Source organism: Pseudenhygromyxa sp. WMMC2535, assembly GCF_011083025.2.
This window is the reverse complement of sequence record NZ_JABJWV010000001.1, coordinates 4423844-4445933: the sequence shown is the minus strand read 5'-3', so window position 1 is coordinate 4445933 and position 22090 is coordinate 4423844. Positions and strand designations below refer to the sequence as shown.

Annotated in this window: 17 protein-coding genes; 9 read left to right on the top strand and 8 right to left on the bottom strand. The window is 64.2% G+C overall.

Features of this window, described 5'->3' with window-relative positions:
- Window positions 1–61: 61 nt before the first annotated feature.
- Window positions 62–349: a hypothetical protein gene (locus tag G6O69_RS17525; RefSeq protein ID WP_172304645.1), complete on the top strand. Its 288-nt coding sequence runs from the start codon at window positions 62–64 to the stop codon at window positions 347–349.
- Here the strand turns inward: G6O69_RS17525 and G6O69_RS17520 are convergent, their stop codons facing one another.
- Genes G6O69_RS17520 through G6O69_RS17505 form a run of 4 tightly spaced genes read right to left on the bottom strand, consistent with a single transcriptional unit; the run spans window position 350 to window position 6762 of the window.
- Window positions 350–1039, bottom strand: a complete 690-nt coding sequence (locus G6O69_RS17520; RefSeq protein ID WP_176396914.1) for a SprT family zinc-dependent metalloprotease — start codon at window positions 1037–1039, stop codon at window positions 350–352.
- Between the two features lie 53 nt (window positions 1040–1092).
- The gene (locus G6O69_RS17515) at window positions 1093–4143 is read right to left on the bottom strand and encodes a type I restriction endonuclease subunit R (protein WP_172304643.1); all 3051 of its coding nucleotides are present in this window, start codon (window positions 4141–4143) and stop codon (window positions 1093–1095) included.
- Window positions 4140–5261, bottom strand: coding sequence for a restriction endonuclease subunit S (locus G6O69_RS17510; RefSeq protein ID WP_176396913.1), 1122 nt, complete (start codon window positions 5259–5261; stop codon window positions 4140–4142). Before G6O69_RS17510 ends, G6O69_RS17515 begins: the two co-directional genes overlap by 4 nt.
- A gap of 28 nt (window positions 5262–5289) precedes the next feature.
- Window positions 5290–6762: a class I SAM-dependent DNA methyltransferase gene (locus G6O69_RS17505; RefSeq protein WP_346017146.1), complete on the bottom strand. Its 1473-nt coding sequence runs from the start codon at window positions 6760–6762 to the stop codon at window positions 5290–5292.
- A 668-nt stretch (window positions 6763–7430) separates the two neighbouring features.
- Between G6O69_RS17505 and G6O69_RS17500 the strand changes: the two genes are divergently transcribed.
- The 8 genes from G6O69_RS17500 (at window position 7431) to G6O69_RS17460 (ending at window position 19161) form a co-directional block, all read left to right on the top strand.
- Window positions 7431–14117, top strand: coding sequence for an RHS repeat-associated core domain-containing protein (locus G6O69_RS17500; protein ID WP_176396912.1), 6687 nt, complete (start codon window positions 7431–7433; stop codon window positions 14115–14117).
- 306 nt (window positions 14118–14423) lie between these two features.
- The gene (locus G6O69_RS40295) at window positions 14424–14798 is read left to right on the top strand and encodes a hypothetical protein (RefSeq protein WP_255215807.1); all 375 of its coding nucleotides are present in this window, start codon (window positions 14424–14426) and stop codon (window positions 14796–14798) included.
- 230 nt (window positions 14799–15028) lie between these two features.
- The gene (locus G6O69_RS17485) at window positions 15029–15673 is read left to right on the top strand and encodes a hypothetical protein (protein ID WP_172304637.1); all 645 of its coding nucleotides are present in this window, start codon (window positions 15029–15031) and stop codon (window positions 15671–15673) included.
- A 207-nt stretch (window positions 15674–15880) separates the two neighbouring features.
- Window positions 15881–16231: a hypothetical protein gene (locus G6O69_RS17480; RefSeq protein WP_172304636.1), complete on the top strand. Its 351-nt coding sequence runs from the start codon at window positions 15881–15883 to the stop codon at window positions 16229–16231.
- A gap of 74 nt (window positions 16232–16305) precedes the next feature.
- On the top strand, window positions 16306–16866 hold the full coding sequence (locus G6O69_RS17475; protein WP_176396911.1) for a hypothetical protein: 561 nt from the start codon (window positions 16306–16308) through the stop codon (window positions 16864–16866).
- Between the two features lie 148 nt (window positions 16867–17014).
- A complete protein-coding gene (locus G6O69_RS17470; RefSeq protein WP_172304635.1) occupies window positions 17015–17896 on the top strand; it encodes a hypothetical protein in 882 nt (293 codons plus the stop codon).
- A gap of 5 nt (window positions 17897–17901) precedes the next feature.
- Window positions 17902–18426 carry a hypothetical protein gene (locus G6O69_RS17465; protein ID WP_172304634.1) on the top strand — a complete coding sequence of 175 codons (525 nt, stop codon included), beginning with the start codon at window positions 17902–17904 and terminating at the stop codon, window positions 18424–18426.
- 258 nt (window positions 18427–18684) lie between these two features.
- Window positions 18685–19161 (top strand): hypothetical protein, encoded by a 477-nt coding sequence (locus tag G6O69_RS17460; RefSeq protein WP_172304633.1) that lies wholly within the window; start codon window positions 18685–18687, stop codon window positions 19159–19161.
- 324 nt (window positions 19162–19485) lie between these two features.
- On the opposite strand, the gene G6O69_RS17455 is transcribed toward G6O69_RS17460, so the two are convergent.
- The 4 genes from G6O69_RS17455 to G6O69_RS17440 all read right to left on the bottom strand — a co-directional run bounded on the left by G6O69_RS17455 (window position 19486) and on the right by G6O69_RS17440 (window position 22083).
- Window positions 19486–20109 carry an IS630 family transposase gene (locus G6O69_RS17455; protein ID WP_172304632.1) on the bottom strand — a complete coding sequence of 208 codons (624 nt, stop codon included), beginning with the start codon at window positions 20107–20109 and terminating at the stop codon, window positions 19486–19488.
- On the bottom strand, window positions 20057–20440 hold the full coding sequence (locus G6O69_RS17450; protein ID WP_172301967.1) for a hypothetical protein: 384 nt from the start codon (window positions 20438–20440) through the stop codon (window positions 20057–20059). Before G6O69_RS17450 ends, G6O69_RS17455 begins: the two co-directional genes overlap by 53 nt.
- A gap of 63 nt (window positions 20441–20503) precedes the next feature.
- Window positions 20504–21109: a hypothetical protein gene (locus G6O69_RS17445; RefSeq protein WP_172304631.1), complete on the bottom strand. Its 606-nt coding sequence runs from the start codon at window positions 21107–21109 to the stop codon at window positions 20504–20506.
- Window positions 21109–22083, bottom strand: coding sequence for a hypothetical protein (locus G6O69_RS17440; protein ID WP_172304630.1), 975 nt, complete (start codon window positions 22081–22083; stop codon window positions 21109–21111). The genes G6O69_RS17445 and G6O69_RS17440 overlap by 1 nt, the downstream gene beginning before the upstream one ends.
- Window positions 22084–22090 lie beyond the last annotated feature (7 nt).

The window sequence follows — 22090 nt, the reverse complement described above, 5'->3', positions numbered from 1 at the left end:
TACGGCCGGGTATCTGCGCCGATTCGTGGGATTCACGCCCCACCCGCGGTAGAGTTCGAGCGTGGCCGACCCCGCGCTTCGCTTTCGCCGCCTGCCCCCACCCCGCGTGGGCGCCCGGGCCAAGGACGCCTCGGCGCCCGAGAAGGCCGACGCGAGCCAAGCCCCCCGAGGCGAGCGCTCGACCCAGCCCGAGCACGACGAGCTCTTTGCCCACTATGGCGTGGCCGTGCGCCAACAGCCGGGCGAGCTCGCGGCGATCGTCGACGCGAGGGCTTGCCGGGGTTGTGGGTGGCGCTTGGTCAGCGCGGGAGAAGATCCGCCGCGCTGCCCGGTCTGTGGGCTGCAATAGTCACGACCACCAAAGCTGCGGCCCCAGCCGGCGCAGCGCCTCCTTCCGCGCCTCATAGTCGGGCATCGCCACCCCGAGCCGGGCCCAAAACGCCGCCGTGTGATCCGCGTGGATCAAGTGCACCAGCTCATGGGCCACGATGTAGTCGACCTGCCCCATCGGCGCCTGGATGATCCGCCAGTTGAAGCGCAGCACCCCCTGGGCGTCGCAGCTCGCCCAGCGCTTGCTCTGCTCGCGGATCAGCACCCCCGCCGCCTCCACGCCAACCACCTCCGCCCAATGCGAGACCCGCTCTTCTAGCCGCGCGCGCGCCCGGCCGCGATACCAGCCCTCCAGCGCGGCCTTGACCGCGGCAGCTCGTGCTCGGGCGTCGAGCCCCTGCGCCACCTCGACCACGAAGCGCCCGTGGTCGAGCTTGACCTCGCCGCCCTCGGCCTGTCCCCGCTCGCGGACGAGCAGCCGATGGCGCCGCCCCAGATAGGCAAAGCACTCCCCGCTCACAAACTCCCGCGCCGCCGCCGTGGGCTCGACCTGGTCGACGAGGCGCAGGCGCGCCCTGATCCACCGGGCCTTGTCGCGCACGATCGCGTCCAGCCGCTCCAGCGGCACCCCCTCGGGCGCCGTGAGCAACACCCCCTCCACCGGGTCCACCGCCACCGCCACCGTCTTGCGCCTAGGGCTGCGGCGCACCGCGTATTCGATCCGCGTGCGCCCCCACTGCACGCAGGAGCTCTCGTCACCCATCACGAGCCCCCCCGCTTCTTGGCCAGCTCGACCACCTCGACGGCCAGCTCCTTGGAGGACGCGCGGTCCATCTTGGCGGCCTTGCGCAGCTTCTTGGCCACGTTGCGGCGCAGCTCCTTGAGCACGTCCTCTTTCTTGTCCCAGTCCACGAAGCGGCTGAGCTTCTCGACCTCGTCGTCGACGCTCGCGGCCACGTCGCGGGGCAAGTTGGGGTCCGCGTCCTCGGCCGCGAACGCCCCGGCCTCCCCGGCCCGCGCCAGCAGCCCGTAGATCGCAAAGCCGCGCCCGCTCAGCCCCAGCGCCTCCGCCGAGCGTTGCCCGCCGCCCAACAGCTCCGAGCGCAGCGCCAAGCTCAGCTGGAGGCGCTTGGACTCGTCGATCCGCCCCTGCTCGTAGTCCGCGATGATGTCCTCGAGGCGCTGCTTGAGCGACCCATAGAACGCCGGATCCTGCTCGAGCTTGACGTGGATCTCGTGGCGCAGCGCGTGCTCGACCCGGCTCGCCTTGGCCTTGGCCGAGCCCAGCGCGGCCAGCTGGGCGTCAAAGGTGTCCGAGAAGATCGGCGCCTGCTCGAAGAGCACGCTCACGGACTCGGCGCTCACGGCGTCCTCGATCAGCTTCTGGACCTTGGCCCCGCAGTCGCTCATGTCGGGCCCGGCCCGCCCCGGCAAGGTCCGCGCGGCCTTGCGGACCTTGCCCAGCCAGCGCGCGTCGTCGACGAAGCGCAGGGCCTCGGGCGCGGGGTAGAGCATGTCCAGCGAGCGGGCGAAGGCGCGAAAGGCGTCGTCGAAGGCCGCCCACACGTCGTCGTCGTCGAGCACCTCCAGGCAGTCGCTGAGGCTGTCCTTGTCGCGCACGCCGTCGAAGAAGCGCAGCGCGGCGCGGTGGCGGGCCTCGAGGCGCGGGAGCTCGTCGATCTTGGGCTCGAGGGCGCCGCGGACCTCGTTGGGGTCGAAGATCCGCAGGGCCTCCTCGAGCTCCTCGGACACGCCCCAGTAGTCGACGACCAGCCCGTGGGTCTTGGTGTCCTTGTAGCGCCGGTTGGTGCGCGCGATCGCCTGGAGCAGGTTGTGCTCGCGCAGCGGCTTGTCGAGGTAGAGCACCTGCTCCACCGGCGCGTCGAAGCCCGTGAGCAGGCGATCGCAGACGATCAGGATCTTGGGGTCGTCCTTCTCGACGAAGTCCTCGACGAGCTGGGTGATCTCCGTGTCGGTCTTGGCGTGGGGGCGGAACTTGGCCTCGTCGTTGTGCCTGGACGAGATCACCAGCGCCCGCGTGGGCCCGTTGAGACGGGTGAGCTCGTCGTAGTAGCGCAGCGCGGCGTCGCGGCTGCTGGCGGCGATCTGCGCCTTGAAGCCGCTTTCCGCGATGTAGTCGCGGAAGTGCCCGATGATGTCCAGGGTGATGGCCTCGATGCGTCGCGGCGCCTCGGCCAGGGCGCGCTCGTTGGCGTAGCGCTGCTTGATCTTGGCGCGCTCCTCCTCGCTGCGATCGGCGAACACGTTGTCGAAGAGCGCGTCGAGGCTGGTCCCGATCACCCGCAGCTTGGCCAGCCGGCCCTCGTAGACGATCCGCACCGTGGCCCCGTCGGCCACGGCCTGCTGGATCGTGTAGGTGTCGATGTAGGGCCCGAAGGTGTCGAGGGTGCTCTTGTCCTTCTTGTCGATCGGCGTGCCCGTGAAGCCCAAGAACGCGGCCTTGGGCAGGGCCTCGCGCATGTTGGCGGCCAGGCCGCGGTACTGGCTGCGGTGGGCCTCGTCGACCATGACGACCAGGTTGTCGGCGTCGCTCAGGGTCCCGAAGGAGCGCCGACGCTCGCGCCGCTGGCCCTCGCCGGTCTTCTTCTTGCCCGGGTCCTTCTCCTCGCGCAGCTCCTGGAACTTCTGCACGGTGGTCATGATCGTCTTGCCGATCGGGTTGGCCAGGAGCTCGCGCAGCTGGCGGACGGTCTTGGCCCGCTCGACCTCGAAGCCGCAGCCCTTGAAGGTGCGCGTGATCTGCTTGTCGAGGGCCGTGCGGTCGGTGACGATGACCACGCCCGGGTTGTGCAGGGCGGCCTCGCGGCGCAGCTTGAGGGCCAGCCAGACCATGGTCAGCGACTTGCCCGAGCCCTGGGTGTGCCACACGACGCCGCCGCGCCCCTTGGACCCGGGCTTGGCGGTGGTGATGCGCTCGATCGCCCGGTTGACGGCCACGAACTGCTTGTAGCGGCACAGCTTCTTGACCTTGAGGCCGTTCTCGACCTCGAAGACGATGAAGTTGCGGACGACGTCGAGCAGGTTCTCGGGGCGCAGCAGGCTGTAGATCACGCGCTCTTGCTGGCGCACGCCCTGCTTTTGGCCGGCGAGCTCGGCGTCGAGGGCCTCGCCCGCCAGCGGGTAGGGCTCGCGCCACTCGAAGTAGAAGCGGCCCGGGGTCAGCGTGGTCCCGTAGCAGGCGTCCGTGCCCCAGGCGGCGATCAGGATCTGCGCGGTCTCGAAGAGCTTGGGCGCGCCCTCGTTTCGCCAGCGCTCCTCGGACTCCTGGTAGCGGTGCAGCTGCTCGATGGCGTCGCCGCGCGGGTCCGCGAGGTCGGGCCGCTTGCACTCGATCACCGCCAGCGGGACGCCGTTGACGAACACGGTGAGGTCGGGCTTGATGTGCATGTTGACGCCGCGCACCCGGTACTGGCGGGCGACGATCAGCTCGTTGTTGCGGGGGTCCTCGAAGTCGAAGAAGCGGACCTGCTTGCTCTTGATGCCCGCGCCGAGGTCCTGGCGCACCGACTCGCCGTAGGTGAGGGTTCTGTAGATCGCCTCGTTGGCGGCGAGCAGGCCCGTCGAGGGCACCTGGGTGACCATCTTGACGGCGGCGGCGGCGTTTTGAGGGGTGATCCAGGGGTTGAGGCGCTGGATCGCGCGCTGGAGGCGGCCGGCGAGGACGGCGTGCTTGGTGGAGCTGCGCTCGGCGTCGAGGGCGTCGGGGGAGACCTCGGTGTAGCCGAGGCGGACGAGGAGCTCGACGGCGGGGTCCTCGGACTGGGTGAGCTCGGTGGTGTCGCGGGCGGTCATGGGGTCACGCGGAGCTCTCCGGTGAGCAGGACGGACATGAGAGCCTGCTTGGTTACATGCAAAAACTCGCACTCTGACATGAGCGCATCAGAATAGCTGTTTGTGCTGTCCAGATGATGAGAAATCTCGGCTTGCTCACTCAGGGAGGGCATAGGAATTGGAAGCCCAAGAATATCAGGCTTCAAAACACGCGGCACGGTACTACCGCGCGTTTTGTCCAAAAGTCGTGACTGAGCATCGTCTGCAAGCAAGACGAAGATTAGGTATTTACTGAGAACCTGGCCCGCGTTGGGCCTCAGAGCCATCACTCGCCTGCTTATCTGATAGGTGCCGTTCTCGGGATAGGGCGCAACGTGGCCCACTGGAGCCTCCGTGGTTATCAAGATATCTCCTGGCCGAGTCAAACCCCTCGTAGTCCAAGCATCATAGTCAGTTGGACTGATGAACTGGCGAGGCTCCATCTTGACCCGTCCCATTCCAATATTCGCAGCGCTCAGAAGAGGGATCCCCGACTCAGACTTGGGAGGAGTTTTTCCACGATAGTCAATGACCTTCTCAAGAACACCTCCGAGGGGGGCGACCTCCCAGTCCGCCGGAATCTCCCCGATTTCGGTCCGCTTGAAGCGCTTGTGGCGACCGGGGAGCCCCTTGGTGAGCAGCTCCTGCATCAGCCCCCGCTTGACCACCTGCACCTGCTCGATCACCGCCTGCGTCTTCTCGATGGCCTCATCCACCGACGACAAGATCGCCGCGATCTTCCGCTGCTCCGCCAACGGCGGAGTTGCCACACTGAGCAAGTATGCGTCGTTCCGATTGAGTCCAGGCACTCCTGTTGCGCTATTTAATCGAGAAAGTTTTTTCTCTTTCAGCAGGTAAAATACCCACTTCAGATCACATTGGACTTGCGGGCTGACATAGTACGTAGTGTCGATAGGCCAGCATGATCCACCCGACCAGCAAACTTTCCCAACGCTGCCCTTTCGACCAACAACGATGGCTGGGCCGTCAATGAGGTGGTCGTCGTGTTGTCCAACGATACCATTTGATCCATAGACCGCAACAGAGCCAGGGCGACGCCCTTTTGCGGGCAATGGCTTGCCATATTCGAGTGCAACCACATCCCCGAGCGCGCAACCGCTCCACCCTTCAGGCAGCCCCATAGCCCAACTCCTCCAAAAACGCGTTCATCCGCGCCTCCGCCTCCCCGCGCTCCTTCTCCAGCTCCCGCAGCCGTCGCACCGCCTCCCCGAGATCGATCCGCTCCTCCTCCTCCGACGTGTCCACGTACCTCGAGATGTTCAAGTTGAACTCGTTGCCCTCGATCTCCTCGAGCGCCACCACCCGCGCGTACTTGTTCACGTCGGCGAAGCCCGCGAAGGCCGCCGCGATCTTCTTCACGTCCTGCTCGCGGAGCTTGTTTTGGTTCTTGCCCTCCTCGAACTCCCCCGAGGCGTCGACGAAGAGCACCTTGCCCTGCCGGGCCTCGTCCTTGCCGCGGGCGAGCACGACCACGGCCGCCGGGATCCCGGTGCCGTAGAACAAGCCCGAGGGCAGCCCGATCACCGCCTCGACCAGATCCTCCTCCAGCAGCTTCGCCCGGATCTTGCCCTCGGCGCTGCCGCGAAAGAGCACGCCGTGGGGCATGACCACGCCGACCTTGCCGCCCTCCTTGGTCACCGCGAGCATGTGCTGCACGAAGGCCAGGTCGCCCTTGCTCTTGGGCGGGACGCCGTAGGCGAAGCGCCCGTAGCGATCGCCCTCGGCGATCTCGCGGCCCCAGGCGTCGAGCGAGAAGGGCGGGTTGGCGATCACCCGGTCGTAGGTGATCAGCTCGCCATCGCCGGTGAGCAGCTTGGGGTCGCGGATCGTGTCGCCCTTCTCGATGCGCGTGCCCAGGCGACCGTGGAGCAGCATGTTCATCTGGCAGATCGCCCAGGTGTTGAGGTTCTTCTCCTGGCCGTGGAGCGAGAGGTTGCGCGGGTCGCCGCCGTGCGCCTCGACGTACTTGGCGCACTGCAAGAGCATGCCCCCGGAGCCGCAGGTGGGGTCGCAGATCCGCATGCCCTCGGCGGGGGCGAGCAGCTCGACGATCAGCCGCACCACCATGTGCGGGGTGTAGAACTCGCCGCCCTTCTTGCCCGCGTCGTCGGCGAACTTCTCGATCAGGTACTCGTAGGCCCGGCCCAGCATGTCGGGCTCGGAGAGGTCGGCGTTGCGCAGGCGCAGGCGCGAGAAGTGCTGGATCAGCCGGCTGAGCACGTCGTCGCGGTTCTTGGTGTCGCCCAGGCGCGTGGGGTCGTTGTAGTCGATGCCCGCGAGCACGCCGTCGAGGGCCTTGTTTTGCTCCTCCAGGGCCATGCACGCCTTGTTGAGCGCCTCGCCCAGGTTGGTGCCGGTGCGCTGCAAGGTCGACCAGCGCGCGCGCTCGGGCACGAAGAGCTCGCGGTGCTCGTCGGGGTCGCTCCAGGCGATCTTGGGGTCCTCGCCGTCGGCGATCAGCGCCTCGACCTCCTCCTCGAACACGTCCGAGAGACGCTTGAGGAAGAGCATGCCGAAGATGTATTGCTTGTAGTCCGAGGAGTCGATGGACCCGCGCAGGATGTCGGCGGCGGACCACAGGTAGCCCTCGAGCTCGGCGACGGTGAGCTTGCGGTCGCTGGGGAGCTCGAGGCCGAGCTGCTCGCCGGGGGCGTCGGCGGCGGGCTTGCGCTTGGCGGCGCGCTTTTTGGTGGTCTTCTTCTTGGGCTTGGCCTCGGCCGCGGGGGCGGCGGGCTCCTCACCCAGGATGCGCGCGGCGATCGCCGCCTTCTCCTTGCCGGAGTCGTCGAGGTCGTGGGCGCGGCAGATGTCCTTCAACTCGCTGCGGTTGAGCTCGGCCAAGACCGCGGCGAAGCTCGCCTGCTTCGAGCGCGCGATGGCGTCGATGAACGCTGCCTTGGCGTGGCTGCTGGGTAGATCCAGGTCAAAGGTCCGCGCGAGCTGGACCAGACGCTTCTTGGTGAGCGCATCGAGGGCGCTTCGCTTCTTGGGCTTGGGCATGGGCAGCGGAAGGCCGAGGATATGCCATGCGGCCGTGTTCTTGGACCAATTACGACGCGTCCGACGCGCTCGGCGCTCGCGCTCGATCTCTCGGCGCCCCGAGCTGCGCTGCGCGGCCGCTTCGTGGGCGAGCAGGGGCTCGTACGCGATTCGAGCTGGGTTCGTGCGCTGCTCGTGCTCCTCGATCTCGGTGGGTGGCGCGGGGATGAGGCGCTGATCTTCGTGGGGAGATCGGCGATGCTTGGACGGTGCGCGCTGCGAAGCCGAGTCGAGCTGGTCAGAACTCGCTGCTCGCGCTTCTGGGTCTGGTGGTGCTACTCGTGCTGCCGCCGCGGGCTGACGCGACGTCGCTGGCGGGGAGCTTTGTCCAGCGCCTGATCCTCGCGGGTCCGCTGGCTGAGAGCGCGTCCCAGCTCACCGCTTCCGCGCCCGTCGGCACGCTGCCCGGGACCTTTGTCGTCGATGATCGGGGGGCTGCGCGCTACAGCGTTCCGCTCGCGCTTCCGCCGGCTGCTCGCGGCTTCGCGCCGGTGCTGTCTCTCGAGTACGACAGCCAGCGCGGGGATGGTGGGCTCGGCGTTGGCTGGGCGCTCTCTGGGGCGTCGGCCATCGACCGCTGTCCGCGGACGCTCGCTGATGACGGCTACTTTCGCGGTGTCCACCTCGATGACGAGGACGCGCTCTGCCTCGATGGGCAGCGCCTGCGCCTCGTCGAGGGCGAGCACCTCCAGCCCGGCGCCCGCTACCGGCCCAAGCGCGATGACCTCTCGTCTGTCCGCGCCATCGCCCACGCCGAGGACAGCAAGCAGTCCTGTGCTGGCGGTCTCGGCTTCGAGGTCCGGCGCAGTGACGGCACCATCGACCTCTACGGCTGCCGCCGGGACGCCGTCGCCTTGCATCCGCGCGGCCTCGCCAGCTGGTCTCTGGCCGAGCGCCGCGACCGCTTCGGCAACGTCTACGCCCTCAACTACACGAACGAGACCGAGCTCCTCGAAGACGGCGAGGCCGACGTCGAGCGCTGGCTGACCAGCCTCGAGTACGGCGGCCACACCACGCTCCACGCCTTCACCCGCCACGTCCGCCTCGAGTGGGAAGACCGGCCAGACCCGGCCGCAGGCTGGCGCCTCGGCGCGCCGCAGCGACAGACCAAGCGCCTCGCGGCCCTGAGCACCTTCGCCGAGGGCGAGCTCGTTCACCGCTACGCCCTCGACTACGACACCCCCTCCATCACGGGCCGCAGCCTCCTTCACGCCGTCCGCCAGTGCGACGCGCAGGGCGTCTGTCGGCCGGACACCACCTTCGCGTGGACCGCCGGTGAGCTCGACTTCGACGCCGTCCCCGAGCAGACGAACTTCGCCATCGAGCTCGCCTGGCCCTACCTCGCCAGCATCTGGTCCGACACGCCCAACACCCTCGCTCCCCGCGTCCTCGCCCAGACCATCCTCGACGCCAACGGCGACGGCCGCAGCGACTTCCTGCTCGCCGTCGGCCAGTCCAACACTCCCGCCCCCGAAGGTCGCGGCTGGGAGCTGTGGACCTCCCAACCCAAGGCCGACACGGCCGTCGCCCCATGCAGCACCCGCGACGACGACCTCGCGCAATGCCTCGGCTTGGGTCACTACCTCGTCCACGAAGACCCCATCTCGGGCCTGCTCGCCGGCCCCAGCTACGACGACCTCGCCCCCGCGACGCCGCCGCTCTTCGCGGCCGACATCGACGGTGACGGCCGCGATGACGCCGTTGGGCTCGGCGACTCCATCCACTACTTCGGCGGCGCCCCACCAGCCGGCAACGCCTTCTACCTAGCCCTCGCTCGCCCCGAAGGCGGCGTCGAGCAAGTCGAGTTCGACCCTGGCGTCTCTCCAATCTGGCAGTTCACCGCCCACGACCAGACCGGCGACGGCCTCGGAGACCTGCTCTTTTGCGCTGGCGACCCGCTCCCAAACGCCCTCGACGAGCCCGAGCTCGGCACCGGCACCTGGCACTTCACTCCAAACCTGCCTGGCGAGACCTTCTCCCCCGAGCAGGTCGTCGACACCGGCGAGCCCTGCTCGGTCTACGACAAGCTCCTCGTCCTCGACCACGACGGCGATGGCCTCGCCTCGCTGCTGGTGATCCCCACCTGGGACGCGCAGCTCGGCGCCTGGATCCCCTCGTCCAAGTGGTCCAACTACCACGCCCTGCGCCTGAGCCCCGGCGACTGGAGCCTCTCGCTCGAGGACACCGGCCTTCCGCCCGACCTCGCGCAACGCTGGCGTCCCAGCCTGACCGCCCACTACAACGACGCCTACCTCGACGAGGACTTCCCCCGCTCGATGCAAGGCTTCGGCCTCGACAAGATCCTCGACATCGACGGCGACGGCCTCTCGGACATCCTCCGCTATGAGCTGGTCTCCGGCGACACGGCTGAAGACCTCGGCGTGCTCATGCAGACGATCGTCGTCACGGATCCGCCCTGGGCGGAGCAGGGCGGCATCCGTCTGTGGCGCAACACAGGCGCAGGCTTCGTCGACGGCGGCTGGCTGCTGCTCAGCCCCGAGCCGGGCAAAGGCGGCTTTCGCCGCTTTCTGGCCGCGGGCGTGCTCGACTACGACGCCGATGGCCGCCTGGATCTGCTCTCGCCCGTCAGCGATCCCAACGACGACACCTGGAACTGGTCGATCTTCAATCTCGACAGCGAAGGCGTCCTGCACGAGCACCCCGAGGTCTTTCACAGCCCGGTTCAAGAGTTCGCATCCAACGTCCACAGCGTGGGCGCCTTCGACCTCGACGGCGACGGCTTGCACGACCCCGGCGTGTTCCTGGGCAGCAGCTGGCAGCTGCGCACCCACGCCGGCGAAGTCCCCGACAAGCTGAAGACCATCACCAACGGCCTGGGCGCGCGCATCGAGGTCGACTACCGCGCGAGCGCAGACATCGACGCGCCCGAGGGCTACGCCGACGCCGAGCTCGATAGTCCGAACTGCCTCTACCCCGCCCGCTGCGACCGCAGCCCGCGGCTACTGGTCGAGGCCCACCGCGTGGACTCGGGCATCAGCGATGCCCCCCAGACCTTCACCCACCGCTACGGCACCGCCCGGCGAGACCGCGAGGCCCAGCGCAGCCTGGGCTTTCGCTTCCACGAGACCACCGAGTGGCGCGACGCGCTCCCCGTCTACCGCCGACTCGTCCGCTTCGACCCCAGCTACGACGACGACCTGCACGCCTTCCCCTTCGCAGGCATGCCCTCACTCGTCGCTGAAGACCACCGAGACCCCGAGACCGGCCGCCACGTCGTCCGCGTCACCAGCCACAGCTTGAAAGTCCATTCGACGGGCCCGGGCAGCTACCTCCCTTACGCCGCCCAGACGCTCGCCAGCCGCTACGAACTCGACGCCTGCGAAGAAGACTTCTGCGCGCTCACGGAGCTCGACGAAGACCACCGCATCACCCGCGAAGTCCACACCGTCTTCGACCTCGACGACTTCGGCAACCCCACCCACTGGACGCGCACGACCTCCACCGGCAGCGAGACCTTCACCTACCGCACCCAGACCAGCTTCCAAAACGACGCCCAGACCTGGCTGTTGGCCCTGCCCACGAAGACCGTCCTGAGCTTCGAGCAGCCGGGCATCCCCGTCCGCACGCGCGAGTCCATCGCCGCCTACGACCCCGAGACCGGCGCGCTGCTCCACCACGAGACCCAACCAAACGACGCCGAGCTGCGCCTCGTCACCGGCTACGCCTACGACGCCCACGGCAACGAAGTCACCCGCGCCGCCATCGATGGCAACGGCATCGTCCGCACGGACACCACAAAGTTCGACGACCACGGCGTCTTCCCCATCTCCACCACCAACGCCCTCGGCCACCAGACGAAGCTCCGCTGGCACCCCGGCCTTGGCGTACTCACCGAGACCCGCGACCCAAACAACCTCCGCCTCGTCGCCGACTACGACGGCCTCGGCCACGTCACCGCCTTGCGCCACTTCGCCGGCGACGACCCCCGCGGCGACGACATCACCTTCAGCTACGCCGCCCTCCAAGACCAAGACCCCGACGCCCCCGTCCTCGAGCTCCGCCAAACCACAAAGGGCCACGGCCACCGAAGCCTCGCCCTCGACCGCCTCGGCCGCATCGTCCACGAACGAGCCCTCTTCGCCGACGGCCTCGAACGCGTCACCCACAGCCGCTACGACCAAGCCGGCCACCACATCGCCCAATCTCTCCCCACCCTCGTCGGCACCCTCCCAGACGGCTACGAACGCTACTTCTACGACCACGACGACCGCCTCGTCCGCCACCTCCTCCCAGACCTCAGCGAAGAGCGCTGGGACTACGCCGGCCACGAAGTCCTCCACCACGACCTCGGCGGCACGGCCTCCCGCCTGCGCTACGACGGCGCCCTGCGCCTCGTCGAGAGCGTCCGCGCCCTCGGCTCCCCCGACGAAGAGCGCCTGTGCTTCGACTACTCGAGCTTCGAGCAGCTCACCCAAGTCCGCCCCAACTGCATCGAGCCCCACAAAGGCTTCGACCTCCCCGCCGGCGAAGCCCCACCCACCATCAAGTCCTTCGCCTACGACGACCTCGGCCGCCTCACCCACAGCCACGACCCCAGCGAAGGCCCGCGCAGCTACGCCTACAACGGCCACGGCGAGCTCGCGGCCATCCTCGACGCCAACGACCAGCTCACCACCTTCACCCACGACGGCCTCGGTCGCCTCATCACCCGCGACGACCCCGACGGCCAGACCACCTGGACCTGGGACACCACCTTCATCGGCGCCCTCGCCCACACCCAAAGCCCCAGCGGCCACGAAGACCTCTACGACTACGACCCCCACGGCCGCCTCAGCGCCCTCACCAAGGTCATCGCCGGCGAGCCCTTCACCCTGCGCTTCGCCTACGACCAGCACGACCGCCTCACCGAGATCCACTACCCCGAAAACGAGCTCAGCGAGCCGTTTTGGATCCGCAACCTCCACGCCCAAAGCGGCGACCTCGTCGAAGTCCGCCGCGGCTCCGACGACGCCCCGCTGTGGACCCTCGAGTCCCTCACCCAAGCCGGCCAGATCAGCACAGAGCGCCTCGGCAACGGCGCCCAGACCACCCGCAGCTACGACCCCCTGCGCGGCTTCGTCGAGCAGATCCAGACCCACTCCCTGCTCGGCGGAGACCTCCAGGATCTGCGCTACGACTGGAACCCCGACGGCACGCTACTGCGCCGCCAAGACCTGCTCGGCGCTCAGTCCGAAGTCTTCAGCTACGACGACCTCCACCGCCCGATCCAGACGACCACCACCAAGGCCGGCAGCGAGCACGTCCGCCACTTCGCCTACGACGCCCTCGGCAACCTCGCCTTCGCCAGCGATCGCGGCGCCTACGACTACGACGCCAACGGACGCCTCACCTACGCCGACGGCCGCACCCACACCTGGGACCCAAAGGGCAACCTCCTCGCCCGCGAAGCCCCCGGCGAGACCCTGAAGATCACCTACACCGCCTTCGACGCCCCGGCCCAGCTCCTCGAAAACAACCTGCTCACCGAGCTCGAGTACGACGCCGATCAGACCCGAGTCTACCGCTACGCCGAAGCCCAGGACGGCCCCCGCGAAACCATCTACGTCACGGATCTCTATCAGCGCCAGCGCACCCCCGAGACCACCGAGCACCACTACTACATCCCCGGCCCCGAGCGGCTGATCGCCGACGTCGTCGACACCCACAGCGACCTCGAAGCCACGCGCACGACCCACTACATCCACGTGGATCACCTCGGCTCGACGGACGCCCTGAGCTCCAAGGCGGGCGTGCTCGAGCACCGCCAATCCTACGACCTGTGGGGCAAGGCCCGCGACCCCGAAGACTGGACCCTGCCCGAAGAATTCGCCGCGCTCAGCCCGATCAACCGCGGCTACACCGGCCACGAAGCCCAGTCGGACAGCGGCCTGCTGCACATGCGCGGCCGCATGTACGACCCGCACCTGGGCCGGATGGCCTCCGCAGATCCCTTCGTGGTGGATCCCCTGAGCAGCAGCGGCTGGAACCGCTACGCCTACGTCCTCAACCAGCCGCTGGCGCGCACGGATCCCTCGGGCTTCATGCCCACGGCCGCGTCCACCGATCCCGAGAGCAGCAGCGACAGCGAGCCCCAAGACTTCGGCTTCGAGATGACCGTGCCCGTGGTCGGCACGCGCACCGCCGAGGGCGTCGCCGGCAGCGGCCAAGTCCAACAAAGCGACATCGGCGGAGGCGGCAGCGCGAGCGCGCGGGCGGATCAGCAAGCCGGCGACATCGGCCCGAGCGCAGCGCAGATCCAGCAGCTCCACGACAGCGCCCGAGCCCGCGGCGCAGGGATCGTGCGCCAACTCAACGCCCCGCCGCTCCAAGGCTTCACGGACGCCATGGTCCGGCCGGAGAACCCCTCGCAAGAGCGGCGCCGGCTGGAGGTCTCACAGGAGGCAGGCGCACGCGTGATCGCCACGATGCAAGACCCGCCGACGCACGTGGTCGTGTCGGTGGAGCTGGCGATGTTTTTCCTCTCGGGAGACGTCGAGATGGTGGGCGGTGCGCTGCGCTGGGGGATCCAGCGCGCGGGGCAGCGCAAGGCGGTGCGGGAGCTGGCGGAGGACGGTGGGGAGATCTTGATCGCGGGGTCCGTCAAGCGTAAGAAGCCCAAACCCAAGCCAGGACAAACCGGTGGTCCTGGCGCAGGTAAACGCTTCTCTGAAGGGACGAAGGACATGGCAGAGGCCCAAGCTCGCGGACGATGTGTGTTTTGCGGAAGGAAGACACAGCGAGTACGAGGGGGCACTCAGCGAAATACTGACCATGCTGTCCCAAAATCAAGGGGCGGCAACAACACCCTCGACAATGCACAGAACACATGTCGAGACTGCAACCTTCAGAAACGAACAATGACGACAGAAGAATACCTCAAAAAGGTTTCCGAATGACAGGTTCTCACGATCGCCGTTTGGTGAGGATCCTATTTCATCTGGATTCGTCAGAATGGCATGGAAGTACAACAGAGCGACTCTGGGCTGAAGGTGTAGGAAACGGCCGATACCGACTAAGGAACTCCCCCTTCTATGCATTTGGAGTCAGTCTGGGGGATGTTGTGTTTGCCAATTTGAAAGATGGCGAACTCGAGTATTGCGGAACATCAATTGCAGGAGGTCACTCCACCTACCGAATAATAAAGATCTGCGATCGCCTTTTCGCCAGCTACTGGTCCCCACTCCAAGAGATTGGCTGCACATATGAAGAAGGGCCAGTCTTCACGGTTGACATCCCTCCTTCCACTGACATTTATCAAGCTTACAATCTTCTCCAGCATGGCGAGAATGATAAGGTATGGGATTTCGAGGAAGGTCACTGTGGGCATAATGTTTGAGCCCACTGCTCCCGGGGATAGCGCCTTTTTCCTCTCGGGGGACGTCGAGATGGTGGGCGGCGCGCTGCGCTGGGGGATCCAGCGCGTGGGGCCGCGCAAGGCGGTGCGGGAGCTGGCAGAGGACGGTGGGGAGATCTTGATCGCGGGGTCCGTCAAGCGTAAAGGGAAGAAAGAAGGTGCCGCTGGCGGCCCACGTGCAGGACAGCCCTTTACCCCCCACGGGAAAAAGGAGCGTTCGTAGCCGAAACCGAGCGGAGCATGGTGGAAATCTGACATGTGAGAACTGTGGGAGGAACGATCTCATCGATCCTCCACAATCTCGGGGAGGTGTTCCAAAGCCAGAGAATGCAGGAGAGGTTGACCACATCATTCCACGTGCCCGAGGTGGCAATGGTTCTCCCGAAAACGGTCAAGTTCTTTGCCCAAGCTGCAATTTGAAAAAGGGAGCAAAATGATATTATAATCTCCAAGGTGACTCATTTTACTTCTCTCTCGGTTTTTCAGGGGGCTGTTCGCACTGCACTTGCGAGCTTAGCCTTCGAAGTCAGGTATGGAGCCGTTGAAAGCCGCCGCTGGGACAGTCCAACGCTGTACCTTGCCGATGACGGGTGCGGAAACCGTGGGGCGATACAGTTCGCAGGCCATGATTGCATTGGCGTATGCTTCATAAAAGAACTTCCTACCATTGACATCGTCTCAAAATTGACAAACATTCCTGTTTCGCTTCGAAGCGAAGTGGAATCGTTGGCAGATCTCCAATTTTTTGTTTCTAGTCAGCATTCCTCTCGTATTACGTCGGTATTTTGGAGCATTGAGGGAAAAATTGATGACAGCAACCCGTCCAAGGAGGACATGGTAAAAACTGGCGATGAGCTTTTTTCTTTTGAATTCCTATCACCTGCTCTTTGGAAGAGCCGCGCAGCCGAAGGATATGAGCTTCCTCAATGCACTCTCGATGCAATTTTTGACATCTCAACTTCCACAAACAAGCCGGGCTCACTGGTACGCTTGAGCGCAGAAAACCTCGAATTTATATTTCCTCGAGAATTTGGAGATCGAAAGTCCGCACTCGACAATCTGTTAGGGGGAGGGGCGTTTTCATTTGAAAGCACTTAGAACAATACCGCATTCGACCCGCACAATTGCACATAAAAGCTTTTGCCCAACGACACATTCATGACAATCGACCATGAATCCGACGCTCCAGTTTTCTAACTGTGCCAGACCACCAAGCCCCCCCCCCCCCGGAAATTCTTCACGTCAGGGCGGAGAAAACGAGCCACTATTCCCCGAAACAACGAGCCCTGCTGAAAGAGGATTAAAATGAACAAAACCAATACAGATGCTCAGTTGCTGACTTGCAAAAAGTACGGAGCTCGCTGGCAAGCATCTCCACTTCAGCACAAAGTAGGGGTTTCGAAGAACATTCGCTCAGGCGAAGAACCTCTCAACGGGCTGCGGCACCCTCCGCAAGGAGATACTACAGGCTGGTATCTCTGGGCAGGAGAATTTTTCGACGATGCGCCCGATTTCTTCGAGCCTCTTCATGTTGAACACCTCATAGAATGGTGTCCTTCAGTCATCCCATATCTCGGTCTTCCTCCGGGGTGGAGGTTTCTGATCACCGATGACTATGAGGATGTATGGAGCGATCCAGGCCTTCTCGCTATTTAGGAATTTCTTGGCGGCTCATCTTCTGACAAGGATTATCCAACTCCAATGCCGAAACGCTGCATCCATCACGACAAATGAGTTCTCGACAAAAGTCATTTTTTGCCACCCCCTCAGAGGTTTTCTCGTGGATTGAGGAGAGCACATCTCTACTCAGTCTGTCGGCAGTTCTTCGACATAACCCAGGCCAGGCACTTGAAGAGTGGGATGGTTCTAAGAATTCCCTTTTGACATCTTTATTCATTTATCTCGCTCAGTCAAAAACTGATCTCCGCACAGTCCCCGCTAACAACATCATGCCCGGAAAGCTGGGCTGGATAAGGGTCGTGCCCCCACGCCTGGATCAATCACGTTTATCCGAGACCGTTATTCAGTCGAGGTCTGACTGGTGGGATAATGCCATCAGGTCCACTTGTGAAAACAGGGCGACCCACCACCTATACGCAAAAATCACAAAAGTCATATCGCCGATTTTGAAGTCGCCTGTACATGCAAAGAACATCATTACGGGGCGAACATCAAGCTATCAGGATATGGGCTACACAGATGGTGCTGTCGAACTGTTCAATTCCGGTCACGGCTGGGTTCAGGAAGGGACATCTAATGTCATATTTTCCCCCCGCATCTTCTCTGAATGATCCAGTAGCGTCACCTGAGGATCGGCTGGTCACAGAGGGTCCAGAGTAGACTCTCCCCGGGCGATGATATTGCGCTCTTGAGCCAGCGCACAGCCGCTTGTCCATGCCGGCGGACGCTTAGTCGTCCAGTACGGATCCCTCGGGCTTCATGCCCACGGCCGCGTCCACGGATCCCGACAGCAGCAGCGACAGCGAGCCCCAAGACTTCGGCTTCGAGATGACCGTGCCCGTGGTCGGCACGCGCACCGCCGAGGGCGTCGCCGGCAGCGGCCAAGCCCAACAAGGCGACATCGGCGGAGGCGGCAGCGCGAGCGCGCGGGCGGATCAGCAAGCCGGCGACATCGGCCCGAGCGCAGCGCAGATCCAGCAGCTCCACGACAGCGCCCGAGCCCGCGGCGCAGGGATCGTGCGCCAACTCAACGCCCCGCCGCTCCAGGGCTTCACCGACGCCATGGTCCGGCCGGAGAACCCCTCGCAAGAGCGGCGCCGGCTGGAGGTCTCACAGGAGGCAGGCGCACGCGTGATCGCCACGATGCAAGACCCGCCGACGCACGTGGTCGTCTCGGTGGAGCTGGCGATGTTTTTCCTCTCGGGAGACGTCGAGATGGTGGGCGGCGCGCTGCGCTGGGGGATCCAGCGCGCGGGGCAGCGCAAGGCGGTGCGCGAAGGAGGGGAGATCTTGATCGCGGGGTCCATTAAGCGTAAAGGGAAGAAGCGCGGGCCCAAGACGGATCCCAACGCGCCCCACAACGCGAAAATTCGCTCGGAGGCCGAAAAGCTCGAGGAGCAAGGGTGCGAAATACTCGCAGGTGGCGGACAACGCCCCGAGAAGCTGATAAAAACTCCTGGCGGAAAAAAGTCGGGTCGACGTCCCGACATTATGTATCGCACACCCGAAGGCAAAGTCCGAGGGCGCAACATAGGAAGGACTCGAGTTGACGGAAGTCCAGTCAAACGAGAACAGGAAGCGCTCGCAGATCTAAACGGACCAGGACACACCCCTACCGACTTCACGCCTTACGATAGGTGAAAAACATGACGTCATCAATGACTCAGTTCCATGCAACCCCCGGCGAAAACACTGAATTCGCTCACCACATAGCATCTAACCAGGCAGTGCACTCCACCATATTAACCTACCCATTCCATGCGGAAGAAGTGTCTGCAGACGATATTGAGTCAAAGATGAGTGGCAGTGCAAAAACTGTTGTGTTTACCCTCAGTCCTCCCGTTCTAGAGGTAAAATCCGGTGGCCAGTTTTTCGATGCAAACCCTGGCTCTCTAGTTCTCGAAGTCGGCCGTCTACACGAACGGCAACTGGAAGAGTCTAGTTTGGGAACAACTCAAGTCGTCCCTTTGTGGCGAGGTTTTATCTCTTATCTCAAGCGAAGGACTGTCGCTGGAGCCATTGGCCGTAACGAGCAAACGGGAGCATCCGCAAGCTACCGAAGCCACCGCCTTTCCCCAGGGGCCATTGATTTTTCAAAGAAAGGCATTGTCCTACGTCAGTTCATTGGCTCACCTATTTACTTCGGTCCTGTGAGCGATGAAGCTTCTTGACAGCTGTTTTTAGGGGGATCATGTTTAAGGTAGGGCCCTCGCTAACTGTCGGAGAGTCACCTGAGTACACTCGAGAGCACGCCAACCTGGAAGAAGGCAGGAAGAGGGCGGACGGAAGTCCTGTCAAGCGAGAAGTAGAGGCCCTCGAAGACCTAAACGGCCCAGGCCAGATCCCCACAGATTTTACGCCGTGCGACAGGTAAAAAGTTGTCATCAATAACCATACAATTCTATGCAACAAGCGAAGAGCTGGCTGACATGGCGTCATTTTGGATCGATAAATATGACATCAATGCAGCAATGGTCACGTTCCCTCCATTCTCGGCCTCACCCATTCAGTATCGAGTGGGGGAGACCCTCTCATTCCTCTCAAAAGCTCAACAAATTGCGTTTTGCGAAACCGAAATTAACTATCCTTCCAATCCGGGTCTCGATTTGATGGATGTCAACAACAAACTGCTCACCCTCGAACTTGGAAGCCTCGGCCCTCGCGGGCTGTCGGAGAGCCACCTGAGCACACTCGAGAGCACTCCAACCTGGAAAAAGATTGCATCCGACCTCAAGCGACGCACGAAGGCAGGAATGAAAGGAAGGCACGAGAAGAACGGCGCCGAGGGGACATATAGGAACTTCAGGTATACGCCCGGGGCAAAGCAACTATACGACGAAGGGGTATCCTTGAGGCAGTTTGATCAGTCAGCCATCGTATTGTCTCCACTCCCAGTCAACAAGTAAGTGCCGAAGGCAAGGACGAGCACACCGACGCCAACTCCGGATCCATCGATGAGCTACGATCTCAACATCTGGGGCCGGCAACGAGAAGAACTGGCCCGGCTTCTCACCCCCAACGACGGCTGGGAAGAGCATGCTGGAGGGTTTGCGCTCTCTCGCCGAGGCTGGCAGATCTTCGTTGGAGAGCCCCAAGCAGTCGAGCATGAGGACGTCCCTCTCGAAGTTTCGAAGGCGCTCTTCGGCACTGCCTGGCTAGTTGAAATCAACCTCGAGCCTAACTCTTCGCCAGACTCTGCTCGACGGCTACTGCTAGTGTACGGATCAGAATCACGGAAGGCGATATCCACAGTACTTGAGCCAGCCGAGTGCGTCCGAGGCTCGGATCCGACGCAGGGACCTACGCATCGCCTTCTTGAGCTCGCTGACGCTCGTGGGCATCGCTCGGCGTATCCAAGCTTTGACCTTCGCCCAAGCGGCCTCGATCGGGTTGAAGTCGGGACTGTACCGGGGCAAGCGGACGACCTTCGCACCCCTCTCGAGCACCGCAGCCACGACCTCTGCATTCTTGTGCATGTTGATGTTATCCCAGCAAACGATGTCGCCCGGCTCGAGCGTGGGAGCCAGGCGCTGTCGGACGAAGCGCAGAAAGTCAGCGGTCTTGACCCCGCCATCGGTCGTCATCAAGGCGCTGATGCCGTCGACGCGTAAGGCCGCGATCATCGAGACGTGGCGACCGCGGGAATAGGGCTCGTGCGGTCCGTAGAGCGGCTCGCCGCGTGGGGACCAGCCCCGGCGCGGACCAATCCCTGGATGCGTGCCCGATTCGTCCACGAAGACGAGACGTCCGATGTCGAGTCGCCGCTGTCGCAACCGAAACTGGGCGCGCTCCTCGGCGACGTCAGGTCGGTCCCGCTGGGGAGCGTAGGGAGTTTTTTTTGAAGCTGAGGCCAAGTTGGTGAAGCGCCCGGAGGATCGTCGAGCGATGGACCCGGTTCTTGGGAAATCGTCGATTGAAGCGCGCCGAGAGGTGGTAGGAGCCGAGGTAGGGGTCCTTCTCCATCTCGCCACGAATCCACAGGAGGTGGCGCTCCTTCAACTTGGGCGTCCGGCCAGGTGGACTCTTCGGCACCAAGCTCTCGCCTTGGCGCAGCTTCCGCGAGATGCGTTCGACGGTGGTGACCGAGACGGAGAAGCGCTCGGCGATGAGGGGCTGACTTTCTTCGCCAGCTTCGATGGCTTCGGCGATCCGGGTGCGGAGGTCGACGGAGATTGGCGTCGTCACCCGGCCAGTAGATCACCATGGGGACTCGATGTCGATCACCCTTCCGGTCCTCTGGATCGTACACTAGCGCGGGTCATGACGAAGCTCGATCACCTGCCCAGGCGCATCGATCGACACGACCTCACGCAGCGGCTCCCCCTCACCGCTCACCGCCTCGACCCACACCCGGTGCTGACCGAGCAACATCGACAGCCGCCCGGAGATGACCTCGCGCTCGTCCACGAACACCCGACAAGGCTGCGCACAGCTCACCCGCAGCGAGCCCTCGCCGCCCGCCTCCAGCTCGGCGCGTCGTTCGTCATGGAGCGTCTCCAAGCGCGGGCCAAACATGGCCGCAGGTAACGCCCGCCCCCCGGCGTTTCGCAGCGCGTGATCCATGACCGCGCTGGCGATCTCCGGGCGCTCTTGCGCGAGGTAGACCCTGACCAACATCATCAACGCCAGATCTCGATTTTCGAGGACCTCGTCGTCTCCGGCCATCAGCGGGGTGTACTCGTAGAGCGCGACGATCGCCTGCTCGAGGGCGTTCGTCGCGTTCGACTGGCTGCCATTGTTCACCCAAACGAGGGTCTGCTCGAGGCGCACCTTGGCGAGCTCATAGCCGCGCGCATGCTCCGGCGAGGTCGCCTCGAGCGCCCACAGTAGCCCCCACAGCAACAGCGCGCGCATCAAAACCGGACCCCTCCGAGCCAGGCGAGATCGCTGCCCGCGTCTCGCTTGCGCGCGCGCTCCTTGCCGCCCCTGCGCTTCGTTCGAACCTCATCGACGACGAGCATGATCACCCCGCTGAGCCATAGCCCGCCACCGATCCCAAACAACGCCCAGCCACTCTCGATGTTGTCGAACACCAGCCGCGACTCACAGGGTTCCGGGCACACACCATCGAAGCCCAGCACCACCCCACCAATCAACGACAGCCCCACCCCCGTGCTGATCATCGTCAGCTCCGACCAACGCGGCGCAGCCCGGCGTGGCGCAGACTCTTCCAAGCTCACGTCGGGAGGCGGACCCACACGCTCGAAATCGATCGCCACCACATCGCCCGCAGCCTCGAGATCAACCTCCTGCTCCAGCGGTGGGCGGTGCCCATCCTTGGCGACCACCCTGACACGATAGCTCCCTTCGACCAGGAGTGGGACGGCCCCAAACACTCTGCGCTCATCAACATAGACCTCACAACGGACCTCACACTGAACGCGCAGCGTTCCGCTACCTTTTGCCTCGAGCACCGCCCGACGTTCACCGATGAGCCTCTCCAGCCGCTCCCCCAATTTATCCGCAGGGATGGTCCCCCCTAACGCCATGCGAACGGCCTCGTCTGCCGCCGCCTCAGCCTCGTCATCGTCGCCGAGATTCTGGTACGCCCGAGCGAGGCTCAGCTGCGCGAGCAAGCGAGTCTCCAACGCATTCTCGTCGAGCGGCTCTGACACCGCAATACAGGCTTCGAGCGCGGCGAGTAACACCGGTATCGCCCGTTTCGAGTCGACCATGGCTTGCTTCAGCGCATCCTCGAGCCCCCGGGTCACCGCTGCGACCTCGTTCTCGACCTCGCCCGTAGACGTCTCCCCTCCAGACTCGACGGTTAGCTCGACAACCGAGCTCAAGCTCAGCGCAACCAACATCGCAATGTTCAGACTCGACAAAATCACA

What these genes read in the sequence shown, in the direction of transcription:
- G6O69_RS17515 (WP_172304643.1), bottom strand. Translation starts at nt 4,143, where the DNA reads ATGACCGCCCGCGACACCACCGAGCTCACCCAGTCCGAGGACCCCGCC.
- G6O69_RS40295 (WP_255215807.1), top strand. Translation starts at nt 14,424, where the DNA reads ATGAAGAAGGGCCAGTCTTCACGGTTGACATCCCTCCTTCCACTGACA.
- G6O69_RS17480 (WP_172304636.1), top strand. Translation starts at nt 15,881, where the DNA reads ATGAACAAAACCAATACAGATGCTCAGTTGCTGACTTGCAAAAAGTAC.
- G6O69_RS17475 (WP_176396911.1), top strand. Translation starts at nt 16,306, where the DNA reads ATGAGTTCTCGACAAAAGTCATTTTTTGCCACCCCCTCAGAGGTTTTC.
- G6O69_RS17470 (WP_172304635.1), top strand. Translation starts at nt 17,015, where the DNA reads ATGCCCACGGCCGCGTCCACGGATCCCGACAGCAGCAGCGACAGCGAG.
- G6O69_RS17465 (WP_172304634.1), top strand. Translation starts at nt 17,902, where the DNA reads ATGACGTCATCAATGACTCAGTTCCATGCAACCCCCGGCGAAAACACT.
- G6O69_RS17460 (WP_172304633.1), top strand. Translation starts at nt 18,685, where the DNA reads ATGGCGTCATTTTGGATCGATAAATATGACATCAATGCAGCAATGGTC.
- G6O69_RS17445 (WP_172304631.1), bottom strand. Translation starts at nt 21,109, where the DNA reads ATGCGCGCGCTGTTGCTGTGGGGGCTACTGTGGGCGCTCGAGGCGACC.